Source organism: Paraburkholderia sp. SIMBA_030 (assembly GCF_046535245.1).
Classification (GTDB): Bacteria; Pseudomonadota; Gammaproteobacteria; order Burkholderiales; family Burkholderiaceae; genus Paraburkholderia.
On the sequence record NZ_JAWRXB010000016.1, the window covers coordinates 132,737 to 149,545 of the forward strand.

Sequence of the window (16,809 nt, forward strand, 5' to 3'; positions counted from 1 at the left end):
CACGTATTCGAGACACCGTCCACAGCCGCTCTGCAAAATGTTCTGCGTCGACCGGTTCCGCAAGTGCGCGCCCGTCAAGTCCATCGGTCCGCGCTTCGGCGGCAACATACGCTTGTCGCACCAACTGTCCCGCAAATCTCAGGCAACCGAAAAACAAATAACCCCTCGGCGCACTAAAATGACCGCTTTCCGGTCATCTCAGCGCGTCTGTCGCCGGGCGCGTCGCCAGCCATGCAACATTTTGCGTTCGATAACGATGCCGGCATCTGTCCCGAGGCGCTCGCCGCCGACTTCGCCTACCGTCTGAAGCAGGCCGGCCAGCCGGCCTCAAAGGTGCGCTTCATCTCGGCGCCTTGGCTCGGCCTGCTCGACGGCGACGTATGGCTGCGCAACGCGCGTCATGCGAACGCGATGGCGCAATTGCTGCAAAGGCGGTTGCAGGAAATTCCCGGCGTGAGCATCATGTTCCCGAGCGAATCGAACGCGGTGTTTGCGCAACTGCCGACGCAGGCTGCCAAGGCGATACGTGTGCGCGGCTTGAAGTTCTACGAATTCATCGGCACGCGCGGTTGCCGGTTGATGTGCGCATGGGACACGCAACCGGAAACCGTCGAGCGTTTTGCCGCAGAAGTGCGCGAACTGTGCACGGCCTGAAAGCGCGCGCCGGGTATAGCGCGGCACGCAAAACATAATCAGACGCAAGACATACAAGACGCCCCTCTCGCCATGACTCAATATCAATTTTGTCCACGCTGTGCCACGCCTCTGGTCGAGCGCGCCGACGCCGAGCACGAAGGCGGGCGCGTGCGCCAGACCTGTCCCAATGCGCAATGCGGCTACGTCCACTGGAACAATCCGTTGCCGGTGGTGGCCGCGATTGTCGAGTACGAGGGCAAGATTCTGCTCGCGCGCAACGCCGCGTGGCCGGAAGGCATGTTCGCGCTGATTACCGGTTTTCTGGAGAACGGCGAGACGCCGGAAGAGGGCATCGCCCGCGAAGTGCTCGAAGAAACCTCGCTGCACGCGGAGACGGTCGAACTGATCGGCGTATACGAATTCATCCGCAAGAACGAGTTGATCATTGCGTATCACGTGAAAGCATACGGGACGATCGCGTTGTCGCCGGAATTGCTCGAATACCGGCTGATCGAGCCGGCCAGGCTGCGTCCGTGGCGTGCGGGCACCGGTCAGGCGCTCGGCGAATGGATGCGCCGGCGCGGCTTGCCGTTCGAATTTGTCGAGAAGCCCGGACAATAGGCTTGAAAAAGGAGGGGGACGACATGGCCTACATCTACTATCTGACCCATATCCATCTTGGCTACGACGCGCTGTCGCAACTGCCGTCGGAATGCGCGCGAATCGGCATCAAGCGGCCGTTGCTGATTACCGACAAGGGCGTGGTCGCCGCCGGCATCGCGCAGCGCGCGCTCGATGCGTTGAAGTTCGGCGATGTGCCGGTGTTCGACGACACGCCGTCGAATCCGACCGAAGCGATGGTGCTGGCGGCCGCCGCGCGGTATCGCGACGAAGGCTGTGACGGGTTGATCGCGGTGGGCGGCGGATCGTCGATCGATCTGGCCAAAGGTGTGGCGATCGCGGCCACACACCCAGGCGCGCTGACCCAATACGCGACCATCGAAGGCGGCAGCCCGAAGATCACCGACGCCGCCGCGCCGCTGATCGCCGTGCCCACCACCGCCGGCACCGGCAGCGAAGTCGCGCGCGGCGCGATCGTGATTCTGAACGACGGCCGCAAGCTCGGCTTCCACTCGTGGCATCTGCTGCCGAAATCGGCGTTGTGCGATCCGGCGCTCACGCTCGGGCTGCCGCCCGGTTTGACCGCCGCGACCGGTATGGACGCGGTCGCGCACTGCATCGAAACCTTTCTCGCACCGGCCTTCAATCCGCCCGCGGACGGCATCGCGCTCGACGGCCTGGAGCGCGCGTGGGCCAACATCGAACGCGCGACGACGGACGGCAGCGATCGCGCAGCACGCCTGAACATGATGAGCGCGTCGATGCAAGGCGCGATGGCATTCCAGAAAGGCCTCGGCTGCGTGCATTCGCTGTCGCATCCGTTGGGCGGCCTGGTGGTGAACGGGCGCACGTCGTTGCATCACGGCACGCTGAACGCGGTCGTGTTGCCGGCCGTACTGCGCTTCAACGAAACCGCCGACACCGTGGTCGCCGAAAAGCGCTATGCACGGATGCGTCGCGTGATGAATTTGCCGGAGAACGCGGATCTTGCGCAGGCGCTGTTCGAGATGAGCGCGCGACTCGGTTTGCCGACGGGTCTGAAGCAGATGGGCGTCGACGAAAGCGTGTTCGACAAGGTTATCCAGGGCGCGCTGGCCGATCACTGCCATAGCACGAATCCGCGCGAAGCGACAGCCGACGACTACCGCCGCATGCTGACCGAATCGCTTTGAGGCAGCCAGGCAGAACAACGACCGAGACTACGACCAAGACCCGTCACGATGAATAAACCCGCACCGGCCGCGCGCGCGGCGTACCCGCACTTTCTGCCGATCACGACGCGCTGGATGGACAACGACGTCTATGGCCATGTGAACAATGTCGTCTATTACAGCTACTTCGATACGGTGGTGAACGAGTATCTGATTCGCGCCGGCGTGCTCGACTTCGAGCACGGCGCGACGATCGGCCTCGTGGTCGAGACGCATTGCAACTATTTCGCGCCGCTGGTGTTTCCCGACCGGGTCGACGCGGGCTTGCGGGTCGTGCGGCTCGGCACGTCGAGTGTGCGTTACGAAGTGGGGCTGTTCAAGGAAGGCGAAGATCAACCCGCCGCGCAAGGTCATTTCGTGCATGTCTATGTGGATCGCGCGACGCGTCGTCCGGTGACGCTGCCGGCGCCATTGCGTGCCGCGCTCGAACCGCTGGCCGTAGCAGCGGTGGCGGAATAGGCGCGTGCAGTCGTTCGTCATCAATCTGCTGAACGGGGTCAGCTACGGGCTGCTGCTGTTCATGCTGTCGGCGGGCCTGACGCTGATTTTCAGCATGCTGGGCGTGCTGAATTTCGCGCACGCGAGCTTCTATATGCTCGGGGCGTACGTCGGGTTTTCGGTGGCGGCGCATGCCGGGTTCTGGCCGGCGTTGGTGGTCGCACCGCTGATCGTCGGTGTGATCGGCGCGGCGATGGAACGTTGGCTGTTGCGCCGCGTGCGTGCGCACGGTCATCTTGCCGAGTTGCTGCTCACCTTCGGCGCGGCGTATCTGATCGGCGAAGCCGTCAAGCTCGGCTGGGGCTTGAGCGCACTGAGCGCGAGCGTGCCGGCCGCGCTAGGTGGCCCGTTGTTCACCGTCTACGGCGCGGCTTTTGCGCGCTATCGGGCGTTCATGATGGCCGTGTCGCTGACGATGCTCGCGGTGCTGTACGCGGTCTTGCGCGTGTCGAAAGCCGGCTTGATCGTGCGCGCCGCGCTTACGCACGCGAGCGCCGTCGAGGCGCTCGGTCACAACGTGCCGCGCGTGTTCACCGGCGTGTTCGCCGCGGGCACGGCACTCGCCGCGTTGGCCGGCGTGATCGGCGCGCCGCTCTTCGTGATCGAACCGGCGATGGCGGAGTCGGTCGGGTCGATCGTCTTCGTGGTGGTCGTGATCGGCGGGCTCGGCTCGTTGAGCGGGGCGCTCGCGGCTTCGCTGATCGTCGGCTGCGTGCAGACTTTTGCGGTGGCAAGCGGTGTCTCATTGGGCGACGTCATGTCGGCATTCGGAGCATCGCTGCCGTCCGCATGGGATGCGCTGACGCTCGCGCAACTCGCGCCGCTGATCCCTTATCTGCTGCTGATCGCAATGCTGGCGTTGCGGCCGCGCGGACTCTTCGGCCGGCGTGACGACCATGCGTGAATTGCTCGAATTACCCGAATCGACCATGACTCAGTTTCGCTCGAGGTCGCGCCTGATCGCGCCGTGGCTCGCGCTCGTTGCCTTCCTCACGGTGCCGCCGCTTGTCTGGCCGCAAAGCTGGCTGCTCGCCTATCTCGCGCAGACCGCGACGATGATCGTTTTTGCGCTGTCGTACAACTTGCTGCTCGGTGAAACGGGGTTGCTGTCGTTCGGCCACGCCGCCTATTCCGGGTTGGGCGCGCTCGTTGCGGCGCAACTGTTCAACCGGATCGGCGTGCCGCTGGTGTTGCTGCCGCTGGTGGGCGGCGTCGGCGGCGCGTTGTGCGGCGTGCTGTTCGGTTTCGTTTCGACGCGACGTGCCGGCACCGCGTTCGCGATGATCACGCTCGGCATCGGCGAACTCGTCGCGGCGGCCGCGTGGACATTGCCCGACTGGTTCGGCGGCGCGGCCGGCGTGCCGATCGATCGCGCGAGCGGGCCGATGCTGGGGCGCTGGAGTTTTGGCCCGGCGTCTCAGGCCTATGCATTGATCGCGCTGTGGTGCTTGCTGGCGACTGCCGCGATGTTCCGGCTATCGCGCACGCCGTTCATGCGGCTCGCCAACGCCGTGCGCGACAACCCGGCGCGCGCCGCGGCGATCGGCTGCTACCCGCGCCGCATCCGCTACGGCGCGGTGGTGTTGGCGGCTTTTTTTGCGGGCATCGCGGGGACCTTGGGGTTGATCAATGTCGAACTGGTGTCGACCGAAAGCGTCGGCATGATGCGTTCGGGCGCGGTGCTGATCGCGACGGTGATCGGTGGAACGGCGGCGTTTTTCGGACCGGTGGCAGGCGCCATCGTCCTGACGTTTTTCAGCGTTGCGGTGGCGAGCGTCACGCGGGCGTGGCTGTTCTATCTGGGGCTGTTTTTTATCGTGGTCGTCGTGGCCGCGCCCGATGGCCTCGCGGGCTTCGTGCAGCGGCACACGGCACGTTTTGCCGAATACGGCTGGCGCGTGTGCAGCAAGGCTTATCTATGGGGGACGGCCTCGGCGCTGCTGTGGATGCTTGCCGTCGTGCTTGCTGTGCAGTGGGCGTACGCCGCGCAATTCGGCGCGGACGACGGCGCGGCCTTCAACGTAATCGGCATGTCGATGGAAAATGCGCCGTCGCATCTATGGCTTGGCATAGCGGTTTGCCTACTCGCGTTACTCGGCGCACTCGCGGCGCATTGCGCGGCTCGCGCGCGAGCACGCCTTGTCGCATTGCGCCGCGCGCCGATAAGCGGAGACGCGCGATGATCCCGGCCCTCGCGCTTTACGGCATCGAGAAACGCTTCGGCGCGACGCAGATTCTGCGCGGCGTCGATCTCGCCATCGAGCCCGGCGAGCGTCACGCGCTGATCGGCCCGAACGGCGCCGGCAAGTCGACGCTCTTCAATCTGATCGCCGGCGGCGCGCGCCCGAGCGCCGGGCGCATCGACATGTTCGGTGCGGAGATCACGCGTCTGGCGCCGGCCGCGATCACGCGCCGTGGCCTCGCGCGCAGCTTCCAGACCACCAGCGTGTTCGCGCGACTGAGTGTGTTCGACAACTTGCGTTGTGCAGCGATGCTTGCCGAGCGTGACCGCATGCGCTGGTGGCAGCGCTTTAGCGGTTCACGCACCGTCGATGCGCGCGCCGAACAGGTGCTCGAAGCGGTGGGGCTGAGCGCGCGCCGACACATCCAGGCCGGCACACTCAGCTATGCGGAGCAGCGCGCGCTCGATCTCGGTCTTGCACTGGCAGGCGGCGCGCACACCTTGCTGCTCGACGAACCGACCGCCGGCATGAACCGCGCCGAAGCCGCGCGCGCGATCGAACTGATTCGCCAGACGACCGCCGGGCGCACATTGCTGATGATCGAGCACGACATGGACGCCGTGTTCGGTCTCGCCGACCGCATCTCCGTGTTGGTGCAGGGCCGCATCATCGCGACCGGCACGCCGTCGGCGATTCGCGCGGATGCGGCGGTGCGCGCGGCCTACCTCGGCGACGGTTTCGGCGCATGACGGCGCTGCTCGACATTCAAGGACTGAACGCCTGGTATGGCGCGAGCCAGGCGCTGCATGGCGTCACGCTGCGGCTCGACGCGGGCGAAGTGCTCGCGCTGGTCGGGCGCAACGGTTCCGGCCGCTCGACGCTGGCGCGCGCCATCATGGGCGTCGTGCGTAGCGAGGGCGAGTTGCGCTTTGCCGGCCATTCGCTCGGCGGGCTGCACACGTTCGAAATCGCCCGTCTGGGGCTCGGCTATGTGCCTGAGCATCGCGATGTGTTTCCGACGCTGAGCGTTCACGAGAATCTGCAACTCGGCGTCGCGCCGCGTGACCGGGGCCGCACGCCGCGTTTCGCCTTCGACGACGCCTACGAACTATTCCCCGTCTTGCGCGAGCGAAAACGCACGCGTGCCGGCGCGTTATCGGGTGGTGAGCAACAGATGCTGACGCTCGCCCGGGCGTTGCTCGGCGACCCTGATCTGCTGGTGATCGACGAGCCCGGCGAGGGCCTCGCGAGCCAGGTGATGGGGCAGGTCGCGCAGTGTCTGCGGATGCTGCGCGATCGCGGTGTGGCGATGCTGCTGATCGAACAGCGGCTTGTGATCGCCCAAGACATCGCCAGCCGTGTCGCGGTGATGGGGCATGGCGAGGTTGTCTTTGACGGCGCGCTCGCTTCGTTTCTCAGGCGGCCCGACGTGATGCAGGAATGGCTCGGCGTGGGTTAGCCGCCGAGTGGCGCGCCGTGGTTTTATTGCGCCGCGCCATTCGAAATTGCGATCGGTTTGCTGTCCTTTTGATGTGGATTTGAGTATTAGAAAGTAGTGGTTTTTTGCCTTTGGCGGCGGCGTTGTCTGTGTGCCTGCGGCGTTGGCCTTTCCTTGCTTTGTTATTGGTCTATTAGCGTTCCCCCTGTGCGGGGGGCACCTACTTTTCTTTGCCGGCCGCAAAGAAAAGTAGGCAAAAGAAAGCGGCTCACACCGCTAGCTCTTAAGCGGGTCCCCTGGCTCGGAGGAGGTAGTGGCGCATCTGGAATCGGTGTTCTCGCACACTCCGCGCTGGTGACAAGGCCGTCATACTTCCGGCGGCGCTGCGCGCGCCGTGGCGGTACTTCATCAGGCCCGCCTGACAATTTCGCGGCGACGTTTTGCGCGGCACGGTGGCTCACCCTTGCATCTCCCATGCCTTGCCGCGGCGCTCGCGTTTTGCCCGGCGCGGTGGCCCGCCGTTGCATCGCCAATCCTCACTGTCGTACCGGCTCTTCGCTCTGTGTGATGGCCAGCACTCGCACATTCGGGTACTTCGCCGAGGCGAAGCCGATGGCTCCCACCGCGCGCAAACGAAGCCAAGGGTTTCCCTGGCAGACCGCTCCGGCAAGCACGTAGTGCGAGGCGGGAAGGATGATGCCGGAAATGATGCCGGAAGCGCATGCGCTCAACCGGTGTTGAGAAGTACCGCCGCGGCGCGCGCAGCGCCGCCGGAAGTATGACGGCCTTGTCACCGGTGCGGAATGTGCGAGAACACGGATTCCAGATGCACCACTACCTCCTCCGAGCCAGGGGACCCGCTTAAGAACTGGCGGTGTGAGCCGCTTTCTTTTGCCTACTTTTCTTTGCGGCCGGCAAAGAAAAGTAGGTGCCCCCCCGCACAGGGGGAACGCTAATAAACCAATACGAAAACAAGGAAAGGCCAACACCGCAGGCACACAGACAATGCCGCCGCCAAAGGCAAGACCCCCATCAACGATCCTTATCAATAATCCACTCATGCGCCGGATCATTACGAAAATGCCAAACCCTCTGCCCACCAGCCATGACATTCAAGTAATAGGACTCGTACCCATAGGGAACAACAACCGGATGATACCCACGCGGCACCATCACGACGTCGTGATCTTCAACCGCCATGGACTCGTCGATGTCCCTCATATCGGTATACACGCGCTGAAAAGCAAACCCTTGCGGTGGATCGAGCCGATGATAATAAGTCTCCTCGAGCGAACTCTCATGAGGAACATTATCGGTATCGTGCTTATGCGGCGGATAGCTGGACGCATGTCCACCAGGGGTCCTAACCTCGACAACAAGCAAAGATTCGGCAAGCTCAGTCTGCGGAAGAATATCGCATACGTATCGCGTATTTAACCCCTTCCCACGTGTCGAGCGCGTCATGGAAGAAGGCTCGATCAACCTCGCCGGATACATACCTTTAGCAGGCGCGCTAGCCACGCCGATCTCCGCGTCGCGACAAGCCCGAACAGTCGCCCGCACGCCCGGCGGCAAATACAGGGCATAGGGCGCAGCATCTTCGAACACGCTGTCGCGCGACCCCAAAGAGCGCCATGTCGAGTCAGCGGTCTCGACATCCACCGTGCCCGTCAGCACCACAATACAAACTTCCCGCGACGGCTCGAACACATGCACGACCTCGTTCTCACCCAGCCGATAAGCGGCAAACCCCACATACCGCCAACACGCCGACTCCGGCGTGACCCGCGCGATCGTCTGGCCCTCGCGCTGTGCCTTCACCAATAAACTCATGCTGCCTCCTGCCCAGTCGTGCCACCGGCCTCAAGCGGGGCATCCACCAACGCTCGCAATGTCCGGTATGCCTTTTGCGCATAGTCGAACGACGGCGCGACCACCGGATCCTGTTCAGCTTCGACCACCAGCCAGCCGCGATAACCATGCCGCTTCAACCGATCGACGATGGCCGGGAAATTCACCGCGCCATCGCCCGGAACAGTGAACGCGCCGTTAATCACGGCATCGAGAAAGCTCCAGTTGCGATTGCGCGCAAGCTTCATCACCGCCGGCCGAACGTCCTTGCAGTGGACGTGGCACACGCGCGCAATATGCCTGTCGAGCACCGCCACCGGATCGCCTCCGGCAAACGTGATGTGCCCGGCGTCGAACAGCAGACCGACTGCGTCGCTCGTGCGCGACATCAGTTGATCGACGTCGGCCGGCGTTTCGACATACGCGCCCATGTGATGATGGTAGGCAAGCCGCACGCCGCGGCTGAGCGTGTAGCGCGCGAATTCATCGACACGAGACGCGTAGGCGTCCCACTGCGCCTCGCTGAAAAAACGCGGCCGTTGATACAGCGGTCGCGGCGCGCCCTGGATCGAATCGGCGACTTCGCCATACACCATCGCCGTCGCGCCATTCTGCGCGAGCAGGTCAAGATGCGGGCCGACTTCGGCGATTTCCGCTTCGACGCTGCGTCGCGCCAGCCGTCCTGAGTACCACCCGGAAACCAAGGCCAGATCGTATTGGGCAAGCAGCGTCTTCAGCGCTTGCGGCTCACGCGGAAACTTGTTGCCGAGTTCGAAGCCCTGATAGCCGATCGTGCGACCCTCGGTCAGTGCGACGTCGAGCGGCGTTTCGCCGCCGAGCGACGGCAGATCGTCGTTCATCCACGATAACGGGTTGATGCCGATACGTACGTCGAAAGCAGTCATGCGGGCGTCCTCATTCGTTGTCGGTGGAGCCGGCGGGGTCGGCAGGCTCGCCAGGTTCGGAGCGTGCAGCGAGTTGTGCGTCGTATCGCGCACGCGCGGCGCGCACGGTGTCGCGCGCCGACACTTCGGGCACGGCGACTTCCCACCACCAGCCGCCGTCGTCAGTGGTGCGAGCTGGGTCGGTGTCGATGCTGATCACGTACGTGCGATCGGCGGCGCGCGCGCGTTGCAGCGCGCTTTCGAGTTCGGCGACATTCGCGACATGCTCGGCCTGAGCGCCGAGCGAGCGAGCATGTGCCGCGAAGTCGATCTTGGGTGCGCCAAGCGGACCTTGCATGCAATCGTCGAGCAGGTTGTTGAACGGTGCGCCGCCGCACGCCTGCTGCAAGCGGTTGATGCAGCCGTAGCCGCGATTGTCGAGCACCACGATAATCAACTTCGTGCCCAGCATCACCGAGGTCGCGATTTCGCTGTTCATCATCAGATAGCTGCCGTCGCCGAGCATCACGATCACTTCGCGCGCGGGCCGCGCGAGCTTCACGCCGAGGCCGCCGGCGATCTCGTAGCCCATGCACGAGTAACCGTACTCGACGTGATACGCGCCGGGTTTGCCGGCACGCCACAGCTTGTGCAACTCGGCAGGCAAGGTTCCAGCGGCGCACACGACAATGTCGTCGAGCGCGGACCGCGTGCTCGAACGTTGCACCGCGCCGATCACGTCGCCTTCATACGGCAGCACGGTGTCGCGTTGCGGCGCATGCGTGAGTGTACTCACCGTGTCGCGCCAGCTCGCCGCGAGTTTGTGCGCGCGCGCGGTCCATGTGCGATCCGCGTGCCAGCCTTGCAGATGCGCGTCGAGCGCATCGAGCGCGAGACGCGCGTCGGCTTCGACCGCCAGCGCGCGATGCTTGATGCCGTCGAACGGATTGGCATTGATGCCGATCACGTCGGCCTGCGTGAACAAGGTGTTCGAGCCGGTCGTGAAATCCTGCAAGCGCGTGCCGATCGCAAGCACGCAATCGGCATCGTGCGCGAGTGCGTTCGCGGCGGGCGAACCGGTCACGCCCAACGCGCCGGCGTTCAACGGATCGTCCCACGCGAGCGAGCCTTTGCCGGCCTGCGTTTCCGCGACCGGAATGCCGTGCGCGGTGGCGAAGCGGTGCAGCGCATCGGTTGCGCGTCCATACAGAACGCCCCCGCCCGCGACGATCAACGGATGCCTGGCGCGCCGCAGGCGCATGAAGGCTGCCTCGATATCTTCGGCGCGCGGCGCGGGCGAATGAAATGTAACGACGCGCGGCGTAAAGAAGTCGGTTGGGAAGTCCCATGCTTGCGCTTGCACGTCCTGAGGCAACGCAAGCGTGACAGGTCCGCACAGCGCGGCATCAGTCAAGACGCGCACGGCGCGCGGCAACGCGTTGAGCAATTGCGCCGGATGCACGATGCGGTCGAAGTAGCGCGACACCGGCTTGAATGCATCGTTGGCGGAGATGCCGCCGTCATGGAAATCTTCGACTTGCTGCAACACCGGATCGGGCGCACGGGAGACGAATACATCGCCGGGCAATAGCAGCACCGGCAGACGATTCACATGCGCGAGCGCGGCGGCTGTCACCAGATTCGTCGCGCCCGGTCCAATCGATGTCGTGACCGCCATCATGCGGCGCCGGAAATGCGCCTTCGCGTATGCAATCGCGCTATGCGCCATCGCCTGTTCGTTATGGGCGCGCAGTGTGGGCAGTTCGTCGCGATGCTGATACAAGGCTTCGCCCATGCCGGCGACATTGCCGTGGCCGAAGATCGCAAATACGCCGCCAAAGAGCGGCTCGGTGGCGCTGCCGTCTTCAGTCGCGACGCGCAGCGCCGCGAGATAACGGACCAGCGCTTGCGCGGTCGTCAGGCGGACCGTGCCGCCCGACGGCGCGTGCGTCTGGGTGGCGTCGTTGGCGGACGCCGTATCGTGATGCAACACGCGTTGGTTCATGCCGCCTGCTCCTGATGAACGTGGCCCGCCGCGCTACGCTGCGTAGTCGCCGTGCCGCGGGTCGCGCGCCACGACGCGATCAGCGTTTCGAACGTGCGGCGCACGCGCGCGATCAATTCGTCGTCGCCGATCTCGCCGGCGAGCCACGCATGACTCGGCTCGTGAAAGATCGTGCGGCCAACCGTAAAGCCGCGGCACGTCGCCGATCGGGCTGCCGCGCGAAAGCCCTCGTTCAACTGCTCGACGGCCGCCGACAAACCGAGCAGCACCACGCCCCGGCAATACGGATCGCGTTCGGCGATCAGCGCATCGACGGCTTGCCATTGCGCGGCATCCATCGGTTCGAGCTTCCACCACTCGGGATAGATGCCGATGTTGTAGAGCCGCTTCAACGCGCGATAGACGACGTCCGGCGCCTGCGGCAGATGCGCATGCTTCGGCGGAATCACTTCGAGCAGCAATTCATGGCCGCTCGCTTGCGTGGCATCGTATAGCGCGCGCAGTTGCGCCTCCTGTTCGAGGCGCTGTTCGACGGCTTCGTCCGGATGGTATTGCACGAGGCACTTGGCGATGTGCTCCTGCGGCCAGGCGATCAAGGTTGTGCCGATCGAGCGGCCATGATCGAACACCAGCGGCACGGAGCCGGGCAGTTCGACCGGGCGGCCGATCCACCAGCCGCGGCCCGTCGCATCGTTTAACGCATCCTGACCGTAGCGGTCGTCGATCAGTACGCCGATGCGGCCTTGCAAACCTAGCGCGCTTTCCGTCTGCGCAACGGCTTCGACGAACAGGCCTTTCAGTTGCGCGATGCGCGCTTCGTCGGCGCCGGTTTGCTGCGCGAGTTCGAAGAACTGGTTGCGGTGATCGAACGCGAAGCCGAGTACTTCGTCCCATTGCTTGCGGGCAGGGGAGACGCGATGCAGACGCGCAAGCGTCGCGTCGCGATCCGGCCGGCGCATGCGTTGCGGATCGGCTTTGGCTTCGCGCAGGAAGTAGTCGAGTTCGGCGGGCGTCGGCATTGCCGGGGCGCAGCCGTGACGCGACACGACCAGCGCGCCGCTCGCATTCGCGGCACGCGCGCAGGCTTCAAGCGGTTGATCGCGCAGCCATCCGGAAAGGAAGCCGGACGCGAACGCATCGCCTGCGCCGAGCACGTTCAGCACTTCCACTTCCACGCCGCCATGAATCGGCGCATCGTCAAGCGTTGCGGGCACGTTGCCGTCGATGATCTGGCAGCCCAGCGGCCCGCGTTTGACAACCAGCGTGGCCGGCGTCACGGCGCGGACCATCGCGAGCGCGTCGATCAGTTCGGTCTTGCCGCCGGCGATGCGGAATTCCTCCTCGGTGCCGATCACCAGATCGAACAGCGGCAGGATGCGTTGCAAATGCGCGGTCACGCCTTCGTCGGCGACAAAGCGGGTTTCGCCGTCCGCTTTACCCGTGAGACCCCACAACACCGGACGATAGTCGATATCGAGCACGGTGCGCACCTGGTTGCGCCGCGCGTAGTCCAAGGCGCGGCGGCTCGCGCGGTTCACCTGTTCGGTGGAGAAATGCGTGCCGGTGATCAACAGCGCTTTCGACGACGCGATGAACGCCTCGTCGAAATCCGCTTCGTCGACGGCCATGTCCGCGCAGTTCTCGCGATAGAAGATCAGCGGGAACGTGTCGCGATCTTTCAGGCCGAGCAGAACCAAAGCGGTCAGGCGCGCCTGATCGACGCGCACGTGACTGACGTCGCAACCTTCTCTCGTAAGCGTCTCGGTGAGAAAGCGGCCCATATGATCGTTGCCGACGCGCGCGAGCATCGCCGACGCGAGCCCGAGCCGCGCGCAACCGAACGCGATATTCGCCGACGAACCGCCGAGGTACTTCGCGAAGCTCGACACGTCTTCGAGCCGCGCGCCCACTTGCTGCGCGTACAGATCGACGGCGAGGCGGCCGAGGCAGACGATGTCGCGGCTGCGGCCCGGCGCGAAGCGGCTGGCGCCGGCCGGGTCTACGCCGGACCCGCTGGAGGTGCTGGAATGAGCCATGAATGTTCCTGAATAGCTGGGCGCGGCAGCAGGCGCGGCAAGCGCCTGCAACACGCGCGAATGAATCAGATCGTCGCGCCGTCGAGTTCGCCGATCATCTTCTGCATTTCGGCGCCGCCGGCCATCATGTCGAGTACTTCGTCCTTGCTGATGGTGTCTTTCGTGAAGGTGCCGAGCGATTTGCCGCGATTGAGCAGCGTGAACGAATCGCCGATCGGATACGCGTGGTGCACGTTGTGCGTGATGAAAATCACCGAAATGCCTTTCGCACGCGCCGTATGGATCAGCTTCAGCACGTTGAAGCTCTGCTTGACGCCGAGCGCAGCCGTCGGCTCGTCGAGGATCAGCACGCGCGCGCCGAAGTGAATCGCCCGCGCGATCGCGAGGCATTGTTTCTCGCCACCGGACATCGTGCCGACCGGCTGATGCGGATCGCGAACGTTGATGCCCATTTCAGCGAGTTTGTTGCGCGCGGTGGTCGCGCTGGTATCGAGGTCCATCACGCTCAGGAAACCGAACATTTTCTTCTGCGGCTCGCGGCCCATGAAGAAATTGCGCGCCACGGACAGTAGGGGCACCAGTGCCAGATCCTGATAGACGGTGGCGATGCCGAGATCGAGCGCGTCTTTCGGCGATTCGAACTGCACCGGTTTGCCGTCCACCAGATACTGACCGGAGGAGGGCTGATGCACGCCGGCAAGCGTCTTGATCAGCGTCGATTTGCCGGCGCCGTTGTCGCCGAGCAGGCAATGCACTTCGCCGCGTTTCAGGCGCAGGGTCACGCCGCTCAGTGCGATCACCGTGCCGAAGTACTTGCTGACGTTTTCGAGTGAGAGGATCACGTCGTTCTGCGGCGCGCTAGCGGTGTTCACGGTATTCGTATCGGACATGTTCGTCTCCTCGTTACGATTGCGCGACGCGGCGGCGCACATAATGATTGAACAGCACGGCGATCAGCAGCATCACGCCGAGGAACACGCGGAACCAGTCGGAGTTCACGTTGGTGTATGTGATACCAATCTGCACGACGCCGAAGATAAGCGCGCCGAAACTCGCGCCCACTACCGAACCGTAGCCGCCCGTCAGCAAGGTGCCGCCGATCACCGCGGCGATGATCGCTTCGAATTCCTTCTGCAAGCCACGGTCGGCCGCGGCCGAGCCGATATCGCACACTTGCAGCACGGCGAACAGGCATGCGCAGAACGCGGTCAGCACGAACAGCGAGATCTTCACGCGCCGCACCGGCACGCCGACGTTCTTCGCCGCATTGGCGTCGCCGCCGACCGCGAAAATCCAGTTGCCGAAGCGGGTTTTGGCGAGCGTGAACGCGCAGACCGCGGCCAGCGCGAACCACCAGAGCAGGACTTTCGGAATGCCGGGCACGAGCGGGCTGCCGTCGTCGAGCAGCTTGACGATACCGATGTGGCCGAGCCAGACGAACAGGCCCTTGAACGCGACGCCCTGGAAGAAGGTATGGGCGAACCAGTCGTGAGCGGCAACGTCGCCCACGCCGGAGATGATCGTGCGGTCGGCGAACATCACCGAGAGCGCCAGCGTGAGCCCGCGCAAAATGAACAGAAACGCCAGCGTGACGATGAACGACGGCAGCCGCGTGCGCATCACGAGGTAGCCGTTGAGCGCGCCGAGCAGCATCGAACCGGCGAACGCGAACAGGATCGACAACGCAATCGGCCAATGGAAGTACATCGTGGGCAGCGCGACCATCATGCCCGCAAAACCGATCATCGAGCCGATCGACAGATCGAATTCGCCGGCGATCATCAGCAGGCACGCGCCGACCGCGATCAGCCCAAGATACGCGGCCACTTGCGACCAGTTCATCACGCCGTCGAGGTTGAACATGCCCGAATTGCCGGCCGCAAACCCAAACACGAGGAACACCATCACCGTGCCGGCGAGCGCCGCGAATTCCGGACGGTTCAGCAGATGCCTGAACCAGGATTCCTGGCGGACGCGCTCGTCGGACGTTGCAGTTGTCCCGGTTGCGGACGGGGTCTGCTTGCGCGAATGGAAGTGGAAGGGGTTGGCTACGCCCATTGAAGCTCTCCTTGATGCGCCGGTAGGTGGCAGTCAGTGACCGGCCGTGGCGCCTGATGCATGTAGAAGCATGTAAAACATCGCGAATGCTGGCGTGGGGCGGCCCGGCCGGTCGCGGCCGGCCGCATCCACGTTCTTCATACCTGGCGGAACGGTTCTCCCGTGTCCGTCCTCCCTGCGCAAACCGTCAGCGGTACTGCCCGGCGTATTTCACGACCTTGTCGATATTGGCCTTGGTGATGAAGCCCGGGCCGGAGCCGATATTGCGCGGCCCATAAGCGGGCGCCAGGCCGTAAGTGGCCAGACGCTGCTGGAACTTCGGATTCGCCTGCAGGATCTGGCGGATCTTCGCCGGATCGGTGGTGTGTTCCTTCTTCGCGACGGCGAGCACGGCGACCGGGATATAGCCTTGCAGGTACGGTTGCTGGTCGATCGCGAACTGAATCGTGCCGTCCTGGATGCCCTTGGCGATGTCATTGTCGAAGTCGAAGGTCGCGAACCAGACCTTGCCGGCGAGGCCCATCTGCTGCAGCGCCTTGATCGTCGGTGCCGCCGACAGCGGGCCGAGGGTCAGTACCGCCTGGGTGTTCGGGTGATTGCGCAGGTACGCGCTCACCTTGGATTGCACGCCGGTCGGGTCCTGGCCGACGTCGAGCGTGGAGGCCTTGAAGTCGACGCCGATCGCTTCGGCAAAGCCGCGGCAGCGTTCGAACGAAGCCGGGTTGGTCGCGTAGTGGTTGACGCACAGGAACGACTTGATGCCCGCGGCCTTCGCCTTTTCGCCGGCGGCTTTGCCCGCGGTGTATTCCGGCTGGCCGACGTGCATGATCGCGCCGAGCTGCGCGCTTTGCTCTTCGGTGCCGGAGTTGATCGTGACGAGCGGGATGTGTTTCTGAGTGACCTTGGCGATCGAACTCTTGAGCACGTCGAAGTCGGCGATCGAGACGATCACGCCGTCGTAGTTGCGTGCGGCGCTCTGTTCGACCAGGCGTGCCATGTCGGCGATGTCGCCGTTCGGCGGATTGCGGTAGTCGGTCTCGACGTTGAAGTCTTCGTCGGCCTGTTTGATGGCGTTCTTGATCGTGTTCCACCACGAATCCGAATCCGGCGCGTGGCTGATCAGCACGAAGTGAGCGTCAGCGGCGCGGGCGGCCGACGCCGCACCGAACCCCGTCGCCAACGTCAATGCCGTTACCAGAATCCTGAGCGTAGCCTTGCCATTGCAAAGTCTCATTGTCTCCACCTTTCTCGGTCTGTCGTTATTGAAGGAGCGTCTGGCGGGCCGTCCATCTGTACATGTATCTGCACATGTCGGCCGAAGCACCATCGCTCACGACCAAGATTAGGTCATCTTTCGAGGCGTTGCAATGAAAATTTCATGACAAATA

The 16,809-nt window shown here is 64.1% G+C and carries 14 protein-coding genes and 1 pseudogene; 8 read left to right on the top strand and 7 right to left on the bottom strand.

Annotated features, from left to right (window positions below; translation table 11 throughout):
• Window positions 1-276 precede the first annotated feature (276 nt).
• The 8 genes and pseudogenes from SB772_RS26285 to SB772_RS26320 all read left to right on the top strand — a co-directional run.
• Window positions 277-654, top strand: a pseudogene (locus tag SB772_RS26285) (threonine aldolase); the annotation flags it as partial.
• A 72-nt stretch (window positions 655-726) separates the two neighbouring features.
• Window positions 727-1,257: an NUDIX domain-containing protein gene (locus SB772_RS26290; RefSeq protein ID WP_410836102.1), complete on the top strand. Its 531-nt coding sequence runs from the start codon at window positions 727-729 to the stop codon at window positions 1,255-1,257.
• Between the two features lie 23 nt (window positions 1,258-1,280).
• The gene (locus SB772_RS26295; RefSeq protein ID WP_410836103.1) at window positions 1,281-2,429 is read left to right on the top strand and encodes an iron-containing alcohol dehydrogenase; all 1,149 of its coding nucleotides are present in this window, start codon (window positions 1,281-1,283) and stop codon (window positions 2,427-2,429) included.
• A 48-nt stretch (window positions 2,430-2,477) separates the two neighbouring features.
• Window positions 2,478-2,927 carry an acyl-CoA thioesterase gene (locus tag SB772_RS26300; protein WP_410836104.1) on the top strand — a complete coding sequence of 150 codons (450 nt, stop codon included), beginning with the start codon at window positions 2,478-2,480 and terminating at the stop codon, window positions 2,925-2,927.
• Window positions 2,928-2,931: 4 nt separating this feature from the next.
• Window positions 2,932-3,870 (top strand): branched-chain amino acid ABC transporter permease, encoded by a 939-nt coding sequence (locus SB772_RS26305; protein WP_410836105.1) that lies wholly within the window; start codon window positions 2,932-2,934, stop codon window positions 3,868-3,870.
• Entirely contained in the window at window positions 3,863-5,149 is a 1,287-nt protein-coding gene (locus SB772_RS26310) for a branched-chain amino acid ABC transporter permease (protein WP_410836106.1), read from the top strand. The genes SB772_RS26305 and SB772_RS26310 overlap by 8 nt, the downstream gene beginning before the upstream one ends.
• Window positions 5,146-5,898 (top strand): ABC transporter ATP-binding protein, encoded by a 753-nt coding sequence (locus tag SB772_RS26315; protein ID WP_410836107.1) that lies wholly within the window; start codon window positions 5,146-5,148, stop codon window positions 5,896-5,898. Before SB772_RS26310 ends, SB772_RS26315 begins: the two co-directional genes overlap by 4 nt.
• Window positions 5,895-6,608 (top strand): ABC transporter ATP-binding protein, encoded by a 714-nt coding sequence (locus SB772_RS26320; RefSeq protein WP_410836108.1) that lies wholly within the window; start codon window positions 5,895-5,897, stop codon window positions 6,606-6,608. The genes SB772_RS26315 and SB772_RS26320 overlap by 4 nt, the downstream gene beginning before the upstream one ends.
• Before the next feature lie 1,011 nt (window positions 6,609-7,619).
• Here the strand turns inward: SB772_RS26320 and iolB are convergent.
• The 7 genes from iolB to SB772_RS26355 all read right to left on the bottom strand — a co-directional run bounded on the left by iolB (window position 7,620) and on the right by SB772_RS26355 (window position 16,655).
• Window positions 7,620-8,420 carry a 5-deoxy-glucuronate isomerase gene (gene iolB, locus SB772_RS26325; RefSeq protein WP_410836109.1) on the bottom strand — a complete coding sequence of 267 codons (801 nt, stop codon included), beginning with the start codon at window positions 8,418-8,420 and terminating at the stop codon, window positions 7,620-7,622.
• Window positions 8,417-9,343 carry a myo-inosose-2 dehydratase gene (gene iolE / locus SB772_RS26330; protein ID WP_410836110.1) on the bottom strand — a complete coding sequence of 309 codons (927 nt, stop codon included), beginning with the start codon at window positions 9,341-9,343 and terminating at the stop codon, window positions 8,417-8,419. The genes iolB and iolE overlap by 4 nt, the downstream gene beginning before the upstream one ends.
• Before the next feature lie 10 nt (window positions 9,344-9,353).
• Entirely contained in the window at window positions 9,354-11,327 is a 1,974-nt protein-coding gene (gene iolD, locus SB772_RS26335) for a 3D-(3,5/4)-trihydroxycyclohexane-1,2-dione acylhydrolase (decyclizing) (RefSeq protein WP_410836111.1), read from the bottom strand.
• Window positions 11,324-13,363, bottom strand: coding sequence for a bifunctional 5-dehydro-2-deoxygluconokinase/5-dehydro-2-deoxyphosphogluconate aldolase (locus SB772_RS26340; RefSeq protein WP_410836112.1), 2,040 nt, complete (start codon window positions 13,361-13,363; stop codon window positions 11,324-11,326). Before SB772_RS26340 ends, iolD begins: the two co-directional genes overlap by 4 nt.
• A gap of 65 nt (window positions 13,364-13,428) precedes the next feature.
• Window positions 13,429-14,253, bottom strand: coding sequence for an ATP-binding cassette domain-containing protein (locus SB772_RS26345; protein ID WP_410836113.1), 825 nt, complete (start codon window positions 14,251-14,253; stop codon window positions 13,429-13,431).
• Window positions 14,254-14,266: 13 nt separating this feature from the next.
• Complete coding sequence (locus SB772_RS26350; RefSeq protein ID WP_410836114.1) at window positions 14,267-15,421, bottom strand: ABC transporter permease; 1,155 nt, start codon at window positions 15,419-15,421, stop codon at window positions 14,267-14,269.
• A gap of 187 nt (window positions 15,422-15,608) precedes the next feature.
• On the bottom strand, window positions 15,609-16,655 hold the full coding sequence (locus tag SB772_RS26355) for a sugar ABC transporter substrate-binding protein (RefSeq protein WP_410836115.1): 1,047 nt from the start codon (window positions 16,653-16,655) through the stop codon (window positions 15,609-15,611).
• Between the last annotated feature and the right edge of the window lie 154 nt (window positions 16,656-16,809).